12 protein-coding genes are annotated in these 8,326 nt (G+C 39.1%); 3 read left to right on the top strand and 9 right to left on the bottom strand.

Annotated features, from left to right (window positions below; translation table 11 throughout):
• Together BUF15_RS27265 and BUF15_RS25810 are read left to right on the top strand one after the other, a co-directional pair.
• Window positions 1-329, top strand: a 329-nt coding sequence (locus BUF15_RS27265) for a hypothetical protein (RefSeq protein WP_159441392.1), incomplete at its 5' end; no start/stop codon positions are given.
• A complete protein-coding gene (locus BUF15_RS25810; RefSeq protein ID WP_084554617.1) occupies window positions 307-669 on the top strand; it encodes a PilZ domain-containing protein in 363 nt (120 codons plus the stop codon). The genes BUF15_RS27265 and BUF15_RS25810, both read left to right, overlap by 23 nt.
• A gap of 138 nt (window positions 670-807) precedes the next feature.
• On the opposite strand, the gene BUF15_RS25805 is transcribed toward BUF15_RS25810, so the two are convergent.
• Window positions 808-1,266: a pyridoxamine 5'-phosphate oxidase family protein gene (locus BUF15_RS25805; RefSeq protein ID WP_073617195.1), complete on the bottom strand. Its 459-nt coding sequence runs from the start codon at window positions 1,264-1,266 to the stop codon at window positions 808-810.
• A 210-nt stretch (window positions 1,267-1,476) separates the two neighbouring features.
• Here BUF15_RS25805 and BUF15_RS25800 point away from each other — a divergent pair, with 210 nt between their 5' ends.
• Window positions 1,477-1,797 (top strand): hypothetical protein, encoded by a 321-nt coding sequence (locus BUF15_RS25800; protein WP_143170895.1) that lies wholly within the window; start codon window positions 1,477-1,479, stop codon window positions 1,795-1,797.
• Window positions 1,798-1,879: 82 nt separating this feature from the next.
• Here BUF15_RS25800 and BUF15_RS25795 read toward each other — a convergent pair whose 3' ends face one another.
• The 8 genes from BUF15_RS25795 to BUF15_RS25760 all read right to left on the bottom strand — a co-directional run bounded on the left by BUF15_RS25795 (window position 1,880) and on the right by BUF15_RS25760 (window position 8,227).
• Window positions 1,880-2,515: a GNAT family N-acetyltransferase gene (locus BUF15_RS25795; RefSeq protein WP_073617193.1), complete on the bottom strand. Its 636-nt coding sequence runs from the start codon at window positions 2,513-2,515 to the stop codon at window positions 1,880-1,882.
• A gap of 119 nt (window positions 2,516-2,634) precedes the next feature.
• Window positions 2,635-3,420, bottom strand: coding sequence for a substrate-binding periplasmic protein (locus BUF15_RS25790; protein WP_073617191.1), 786 nt, complete (start codon window positions 3,418-3,420; stop codon window positions 2,635-2,637).
• Window positions 3,421-3,532: 112 nt separating this feature from the next.
• Window positions 3,533-3,979, bottom strand: coding sequence for a hypothetical protein (locus tag BUF15_RS25785; RefSeq protein WP_073617189.1), 447 nt, complete (start codon window positions 3,977-3,979; stop codon window positions 3,533-3,535).
• Between the two features lie 99 nt (window positions 3,980-4,078).
• Window positions 4,079-4,567, bottom strand: a complete 489-nt coding sequence (locus BUF15_RS25780) for a GNAT family N-acetyltransferase (protein WP_073617186.1) — start codon at window positions 4,565-4,567, stop codon at window positions 4,079-4,081.
• A gap of 80 nt (window positions 4,568-4,647) precedes the next feature.
• The gene (locus tag BUF15_RS25775) at window positions 4,648-5,301 is read right to left on the bottom strand and encodes an alanyl-tRNA editing protein (protein ID WP_073617184.1); all 654 of its coding nucleotides are present in this window, start codon (window positions 5,299-5,301) and stop codon (window positions 4,648-4,650) included.
• A gap of 135 nt (window positions 5,302-5,436) precedes the next feature.
• A complete protein-coding gene (zupT, locus tag BUF15_RS25770; RefSeq protein ID WP_073617182.1) occupies window positions 5,437-6,243 on the bottom strand; it encodes a zinc transporter ZupT in 807 nt (268 codons plus the stop codon).
• Window positions 6,244-6,389: 146 nt separating this feature from the next.
• Entirely contained in the window at window positions 6,390-6,557 is a 168-nt protein-coding gene (locus tag BUF15_RS25765; RefSeq protein WP_073617180.1) for a YqaE/Pmp3 family membrane protein, read from the bottom strand.
• 284 nt (window positions 6,558-6,841) lie between these two features.
• On the bottom strand, window positions 6,842-8,227 hold the full coding sequence (locus BUF15_RS25760) for a coiled-coil domain-containing protein (protein WP_073617177.1): 1,386 nt from the start codon (window positions 8,225-8,227) through the stop codon (window positions 6,842-6,844).
• Between the last annotated feature and the right edge of the window lie 99 nt (window positions 8,228-8,326).

Genomic DNA, 8,326 nt, shown 5'->3' with positions numbered 1-8,326 from the left:
CAGAGCGATTACGAAGAGCTGCTACCGAACAGGCTCAAAGCCGCCGACCTCCTTTTGCCGCAATCAATAAGTGGGGTTTAATTAGCGGATACACTGTAGTAGCGGGAAAATGTTTTGTTGTTGGAGTGAAATCCATTTGTTTTTCCGGACAATTCTGTAGCCATCTGTCAATATTTGTGTTGATTTTGAAAGGGAAAAAAGGGAAAAAAGGGAAAAAAGGGAAAAAAGGGAAAAACTATTCTGGTTCCTTGCTGAAATTCATTGTGTGTTGTCAGGCAATAGAAAGGGGAAAGGGGAAAGGGAAAAATGGAAAAGCGAAGACACAATAGAATCATGATGGGTGACTGCCTCGCGGTCGATCTATCTGATGGCAATGGTTTTTTCACCGGGGTTGTAAGAGATATTTCACTCAATGGCATGCGGTTGGTAGATGTTTCAAAGAAGATCAATGTTCGATCCGGCAGGCTGACTGTCGTAATGTCAGCTGGTGGTAAAAATTTCAAGATGACCACTAAGCCAAAATGGTATTCAGAAAAGGTTCAAGGCAAGTCCATCGGAATCGGAGTAGAGATTCTGAACGTTCCTCCTGGTTGGACTGAGTTTGTCATGAAGAATGAACCCCAGAGTCGTGATGTTGACGTTTGGTCTAAAGTTTCAGTGAGAAACTGATAGATTGGCGGCAGCTCTTCAGAGGGGTAAAGATGGATGCAAATGAGATCAGAGTTCGCATTTGCACATAGCAGAATCAACGGGTAATGGCAGGGGACGGGTTGGCTTGGTTATATATCCGTCCCCTGTGTTATTTGCCTACAGACCACACTGCTTGCAGGTCATGTTTTCGATCTCAATCTTCATCACCGCTGTAGCCTTCAGCATATTGTCGGGAAACTGATACCTCTTGTCTGAGTACTGGGCCATGATAACGTCCAGGGCCTCACGTTTGTCATCAGGGCTTTCGATAAAGGTAGCTTTTCCAAAGCCAATGATGCTCTGGTATCTCATGCCCCAGTCGCAAGCGTTCTCTGCTGCTATGGGATCAGCTATTAGGTCGATTTCGAAGCAGACGTTAGAATTTTTTTGCAGTACATCGATCTTGCGCCCCTTGATTGCGCCATGGATGTAAATGCATTTGCCATCATAACCAAAGCAGACCGGTACAACATATGGTTTATCCCCATCGACCATGCCTAACCGACAAACAGTAGATCTATTTATAATATCATTAATAACTGTTTGATCTTTCTCCTCTCTATCTGATCGTCGCATGGGATCTCCTGTGTGTGTTGGTTGATTAGGTTGATTCGTGTTGTGTGGTAAATAAGTTTTAAAACAGGGCGTTAGTATCACTTTCTGGTCGAAAGCTTAGTCTGTCCAATATGATTGTGACGGCTGTAAACAAACCATGAGAAACAGGGTAGAAGGATAAATGACAGGCTATTTATAAAAAAAACAAACAAATAGGTATATATACCTATTGTGAAAATTGTATTTCCCTGGTACGCATTGAAAAAATTTCTAATACTAACTGTGTACTGGGTGACCATGTTGCTTCATGAAGATGTAATCATAAACGGCCTTCTCTTCGAGCGCATCTGTGACGATGCAAATTGTCCAATGCTGCCAGCCTATGAACTCCCGCTAAAGGATAGAGTTTTATGGGCAATGGCATTATCCCGTGAAGAAAAAAAACGAATAGTGGATCATTACTACGAATGCATCAGCAAGCTTGACAGCCACCTGAACAGAATCGGGATTGCTTCAGACGCTCAGATATTGACGGATTACGTAAATCCTTGAGCTGCTGATCGCCTGGGTACTTCGAGGGTAACTCCCGATTAGTCTCTTATTTTATTTTATCAGTTAAGACAGCTGTTAGCTGCTAGGCTGTTACTCTTGAATTGCTCATTATGTAAAATTCTTCTTGATAATCGTTTACCTCTTTTGGCATCGCTTCAAAACCCTTATCAAATAGTTCAGCTTCATTGTTATCAACAGCGTAGATGCCACTTTCTACAAATCTCCATTTTTCGTTGCTTAAGCTATTGTCTCCGATTTGCTTGACCAGCAGAGCGCTTGGGTAAATCTCATCTCCCACATAGATATTAAACCTTTTACAGCTTTTGAAGCCTAAGCCGACATAGTTGCAAGGGTTACCATAGATTACGATATAGTTGTATCCCATGCGTTTTGCCTTTTCGAAGCTATGTTCGATGAGCTTTTTCCCGTATCCTTTTCTTTGATACTGAGGTTCTATGCTCACGGGGCCAAAAGTCAGAATGATTGCTTCATGGTTCTGGTTATTGAGCAGTTTTGATTTGGTATACATTATGTTCCCGATAATTTTGCCCTCAATTTCAAGGACAAAAGCTAACTCGGGCAAGAAGTCGGGGTGACTTCTCATTTGGTGGACCAAGTAATGCTCATTACACCCAGGGACGTGCAAGTTCCAGAAGGCTCTTTTGGTTAGTTCTTCGACGATCCTGTGATCATCTTCTTTTTCGTTTCTGATAATCATATTAAAAATACTTTCCTAAGAGTTTTGCCTAAAAGAGGGGATGGCCATCAGTTTTTTTTTCTGTATATGTTGTCGAAATTAATCCTGTCCTTTATTCTTACATATTTTGATTTCGCTTGTTATTGTTTCAACCATTTTTCCTCAAGTTTATTAAATTGACCATTCTTTATGAGTTGTTTTTTGCCAATATCATATGCTTTCAAAATTTCTATTGCATTGGGGTTATTTTTAAGAGCAACTAAATATTCTGGCGTTGAATCGAAAATGGGAAGTTTCTTGAATTTGTCTTCCCAGCCTATTTGTTTTAGAATATAGTCCCAATTTGTTTCATATCCAAGTAGGCCATCGAGCCGTTTTATATAAAGCATTTGGAAACCTTGTAAAATTCTATCGATTTCAAATTTGTTGACATCTGTTACTGCTTCCCATTTGTCTCCATAATTAAATCCACGTTTTACGCCAATAGTTTGGCCTTTGAAGGTTTCCAGGCCTTTCCAGATAATTGGATTATCTGATCTGACATAAATTAAGAAATTAGCCTGATTCACGGGTTCTTCTGAAAAATAAAAAATGTTTTGCCTTTCTGTATTTTTTCCAGCAGGGAAAAGTACATCGATATCTCCATGTTTTACATACTCTAATGCTCTTTTCCATGGGGTCACAGACAGTTTGATGGTATATCCCATTTCATGGTAACTTTCCCTTAACACATCCCAACTATACCCTTTGAGTACTTCGGAATCTGTTCCTGGTGGTAAGAACTCAATCGTCTTTTGTTCGTTTGTGGAAAAACAAAACGGAGCATAATCTCCTAAGGTGGCAACTGTTACTACTTTGTCTGTGCAATAACTCCAAGAACTCATAGACAATAGTATCAGTATAAGGAGAAAAATATTTTTTGTCATACTTCCTTAATCTTAGTTTGTTTTATTGGTCGATTTGATGTTTTTCCTATGCCGAATGTATGCAAAAGCGGTAGCGTGCTGTTTGCAGGCCTGTGTTGATGGACTTGTTATTTCACTTATCTATCTTTAAATTGTCGATTCCTGCTTTTTCAAATTCTTCATAGTACTTTTCTGTTTCTTTGAGAATTGCTTCATATCTTTCCATTTGCTCCATCTCTGCAACTTCTTTTCTACCATGCTTTTCGATGAGATCTCGTTTTGCCAAACGATGCGTTAACTCTTCCCAAAAGACTTCTGTTTCATATTCCTTAATTAAAATATTAACAGGTGACTCATCGTCCTCAATACTCGTTTGGTAATATTTATTATGAGACTTATCATGCTCTACCAGATCTTCGCATTTAAAGTTTTGATAAAAAGAAAGCAGTTTTTGTATAACCGAATCATATTGTTGGCAATTTTCATTGCTATCAGTTGGGTGAGAATGCATCACCCATTCTGCCATTGATAACATTTCCAGTAAGGATCTATATTCGTTTTTGGTTAAATGTATTTTCATGGTATATGAGCCTCCTAATAAAAACAGATGATCACCGGTTTACCTGGTGCATTATTTGTTTGTGGGAATTAAATCAGTCCCATTTTTTATTTTGGCGCATTATTTATTCACTCGCTTGCCAATAATGGACAGACTGTATTCTTTCCCATCCATTTCAGCTACATTTGGAAGCATGCCCCATTCGTCAAAACCAAAAGATTTAAATAGTTTGATGCTTGGTGTGTTATGAGAAAAGATAAAACAAACCACAGTTTTTATATCTAGTTGCTTTGTCAGTTCCAATGATTCTTTAAGAAGGGATTTGCCTAGTCCTTTTCCTCTACTTTCAGGAGCTATGTAAATACTAATTTCAGCAGTATGATCATAAGCGGGACGGCCATAGAATGACTGAAAACTGACCCAAGCAACTACTTCGCCATTCTCTTCATGAACATATAACGGTGTCTTTTTGGGATCGTGTTGTCTAAACCATTCCAGTTTTGAATCAACAGTCACTTCCAAAGTATCTGCGGTTGATTGTCTGGATGGGATGGTAGAGTTATAGATGGCGACAATAGTTTCCAAATCTTTATCGGAGGCAATTCTCATTTCTTATCACCGAACGTGATGATCACCGGTTTACCAGGTGCAATATTGTGTTGTTGGAGTTAAATCTGTCCCCGTTTATTTCATGTATTTTCATGTTCACACAGAAAGATTTCGACGCGCTCCTTACCTTTGCCAATGTTGTTTCTCTTGAGCCTGATTTGGCCGATCTCCCCGGTTGAACGGACATGAGTGCCCCCGCATGGAACGCGAGAAAAACCCTTAACCTCCCAATATCTCCGTTCACTATCAACATCATCGAAACCAGTTCGGATATCAATGTTTGAAGAGATGATCTGGTTTGCCTTTTCAGAAAAGGTGGGAAGGAGTGGAGAAATGCTTTGTGGCCACGCAAAGTCGATCCGAGCCTTGTCTTGCGCGATGTGGGCTCCTACCTTAACCACCCCATTAAGTTCTTGGTAGAATAACTCAAGAACTAACTCGGCCGCGAAATGAAGTCGCATCAAAAGATAGCGCCTCTCCCAGTTGATATCCACTTTCACAGGTTGGCCAACGAGGAGTCCGTGATCTGGAGGAAGGGTGTACTTGATCCGCAAGTCATCTTTTCTTGCCGAAACAACGGGGATTCCAGCTATGGATCCTTGATCACTCTCTTGCCCGCCAGAGAAGGCAAAGAATATTGTGGACTCTAACTCGACCTCACACCCATCAACCGAAGACACCACGGTGTGATGCGACCTTGCGTACGGGTCATCCCAGAATAATTTTTTGGTCACATGTACCTCTAAGAGAATATGCTGCCAACTAACGGTAAGTTCACTGGCGTGCGATCACGGGTGTCCATGTGAAACGCTTGGGTCGCATTCTACTATTTTTCCAAAAGTGTCGATAAGTGACTGAACTGATATGATTTATAGAAAAAGTAGTAGACTTATAGCCATAATTAACATACCAGCAACTAGACCACCTATGGCTAAATGATGTTCACCATACTCTTCGGCTGTAGGTAGTAGCTCATCGAGAGATATATACACCATGATCCCAGCTACACTCGCAAAAACAAAACCAAAAGTGAGGTCATTGAAAAATTGTCTCAGCAGGAAGTAACCTATTAATGCTCCAATAGGCTCAGCAAGACCTGAAAGAAATGAATAAATAAATGCTTTTCTTCTGCTTTTTGTCGCATAGTAAATGGGAGCAGAAACAGCGAGCCCTTCTGGGATGTTATGAATTGCAATTGCAATGGCAATGCTTATTCCGAGGGTTGGATCGGTTAACCCACTCATAAATGTAGCAAGGCCTTCGGGGAAATTATGAATACCGATTGCTAGAGCAGAAAACATGCCCATTCGTAACAATCTTGCTTTATCTTTATCAGATGATTCCTCGATAATTTTTTTAGTATTCATTTCATGTGGATTTTCATAAGCAGGTACCAATTTGTCAATCAATGCAATTAGGAAAATGCCACAGAAAAAGGCAACAACAGTCCAGGTATAACCGACTTTTTCACCCAAAGATAATGATAGTGAATCCTTGGCTTTAACAAATATTTCAATCATAGAGACATAAAGCATTACCCCTGCTGAAAATCCCAATGATATTGTGAGAAGTTTAGGATTAAATTTTTTTGACAGCAAACCGATAAGACTACCCACACCTGTAGATAAACCGGCAAATAATGTAAGAGAAAAGGCAAATATTACGTTTTCTTCCATAATATCTTCTTGATTATGTTAATTTTTGATCGCTAACATGATGACCACCGGTTTTGCCGGTGCATTACCCTGTTTGCGCTAGCTGTAATTGTGGTCTGTCCTCTGTTTCTTACAACAGTAAAAAATACGCTTCAGCTTGATGAGGACTATTTTTTGTTTTTAGCAATTATCCAAACAGCATGAACCATACCAGGAATAACACCAAGAATTGTTAGCACAATGTTAATCCAAAAATGTTTTCCTAACCCAACTTGCAGGAAGGCTGCGACTGGTGGAAAGATGATTGCGCATATGATCTTTATTAAATCTTTCACTTTGAATCCTCGTATTATTCATGCTGTGGATAATGTGACAGTCTTGTTGAGAATGTTTAATAGTAAACTCCTGATAAATTCATACATCAGGGCTATTGTCAGTTGGATAACAATTAGGCAGGCCGTGAAACACAAAACAATATCAATGTATTGACTTAGATACCAAAAAGCCAAGACCTATCCCCAGTCTCTCTGACCGTCACCGAGAAACTAGATGACAACCGGATGATCCAGGCATTTATTTGGTCAGGGCGATTAGATCTGTCCTCTTTTTCTTATATTTTTTATAATCGGGCTCCGTCTCCATTTTTATCGTTGGATTTCATAAACATATTCTGCTTTTCCCCTGGATAAAGAGGTACCCATACTTGATCATTATCATCGCCTTCGTACTTATATTCTGTAGCAGAAAATATGACCTGCGTGTGTTTATCTTGTGAAATGTTTTTTAACGCTTTTATGAAATCATCTAGCTCTTTGTTTGGCAATTCATGCTGTTTCGGCGCATCCATAATAAAGAGGTTTAACGAACATTTACTATTTGTTACTGCTAGGTCTATCAGAGCAGCGTGAAACGACAAGACAGCTCTAACCTTCGTGCTGCCTCTAAGCTGTTTGATAGTTTCTGCTCCTAAGATAGGACCAAAATCATTTGTAAATGTTATATCCCGTACTATGTTTTGCGTATTAATAATATCAAGCCAATCTAAAAACTTTTGTCGTATTCCTGTTCTGACTTTTATCAAATCGGGGTTAGATCGTCTATCAGCTGTGAACGACTCGTGTTCTTTTAACACCTTGTCTCTTTCGTTATATTTTTCATAATACTTGTTTTGACAAAGGCGGTATTCGACAATCTTTCTTTTTTTATCTTGCAACTCAAATATGTCATCTTTAATTTGCGAAACGGCATGAACCAACATTTCTATTTCATTGTTTTCCCGTGACTCACCCCTTTCTTCAATTACTGAATGTAAATATTCAATTTCCTCATCTCTACGTTGCTTCAATTGTTCAATTTTTATCTTATCAGACTCTTGGTTTCTAATTAAATCTTTAATCTGATCTTTAAGATATAATAGATTTTTAGCATAGGATTTAGAGCTAGAGGAGAAAAGCTTGCAATCGTTTGAGCCGCAAATTTCATTAAAAGACAGAAAAACCCTCCTGGCAGCCTCATTCAAATTTAACGTGTCGATCTCAGTATTAATCTCTCCAATTATTTGGTCAAAGGAAAAGATCGATTTCTCAATACTATCGATTTCATCATCCAAACCAGATATTCTCTTTCTAATGTTAATTACTAAGACATCAAGAGCATTTAACGCATCGTTATAATTAGCTCCAGAATCAAGGATAACCTCCAGCTCACTTTTAAGATTTGATATTTGTTTTTCAATTTCATCTTCAGACAATTCAATAGCAATTACAGCTTCTTTTGCTAAATTGACTTGCCGTGAGTACTCTTCAACTTGCCTATCTAGGAAATCCAATTTTTCTTTTGAATCTCTCTTTGCTTGCCCGGCATCAAATGAGTTCTTCACAGGCAAATTAAAAATCAATCTTACCATCTCAGAGAACTGATCTTTTATAAATTTACTCTGAGGACTATAGTAATCCGAGTAACCTTCCTCTTGATCGATATAGTAGATAGGCAAGATCGTTGACAAATACGTATCCGCTAATTAAACCCCACTTATTGATTGCGGCAAAAGGAGGTCGGCGGCTTTGAGCCTGTTCGGTAGCAGCTCTTCGTAATCGCTCTGCGA

Origin of the sequence: Desulfopila aestuarii DSM 18488, from assembly GCF_900143695.1 — a bacterium.
GTDB lineage: Bacteria > Desulfobacterota > Desulfobulbia > Desulfobulbales > Desulfocapsaceae > Desulfopila > Desulfopila aestuarii.
Note: the sequence above shows the minus strand (reverse complement) of the source record. Positions and strands in the feature narration are given on the sequence as shown.

Excerpts from the sequence above, each read along its gene's own strand:
- BUF15_RS25785 (WP_073617189.1), bottom strand. The coding sequence starts at position 3,979 with ATGAAAATACATTTAACCAAAAACGAATATAGATCCTTACTGGAAATG.
- BUF15_RS25790 (WP_073617191.1), bottom strand. The coding sequence starts at position 3,420 with ATGACAAAAAATATTTTTCTCCTTATACTGATACTATTGTCTATGAGT.
- BUF15_RS25810 (WP_084554617.1), top strand. The coding sequence starts at position 307 with ATGGAAAAGCGAAGACACAATAGAATCATGATGGGTGACTGCCTCGCG.
- zupT (WP_073617182.1), bottom strand. The coding sequence starts at position 6,243 with ATGGAAGAAAACGTAATATTTGCCTTTTCTCTTACATTATTTGCCGGT.
- BUF15_RS25780 (WP_073617186.1), bottom strand. The coding sequence starts at position 4,567 with ATGAGAATTGCCTCCGATAAAGATTTGGAAACTATTGTCGCCATCTAT.
- BUF15_RS25805 (WP_073617195.1), bottom strand. The coding sequence starts at position 1,266 with ATGCGACGATCAGATAGAGAGGAGAAAGATCAAACAGTTATTAATGAT.
- BUF15_RS25795 (WP_073617193.1), bottom strand. The coding sequence starts at position 2,515 with ATGATTATCAGAAACGAAAAAGAAGATGATCACAGGATCGTCGAAGAA.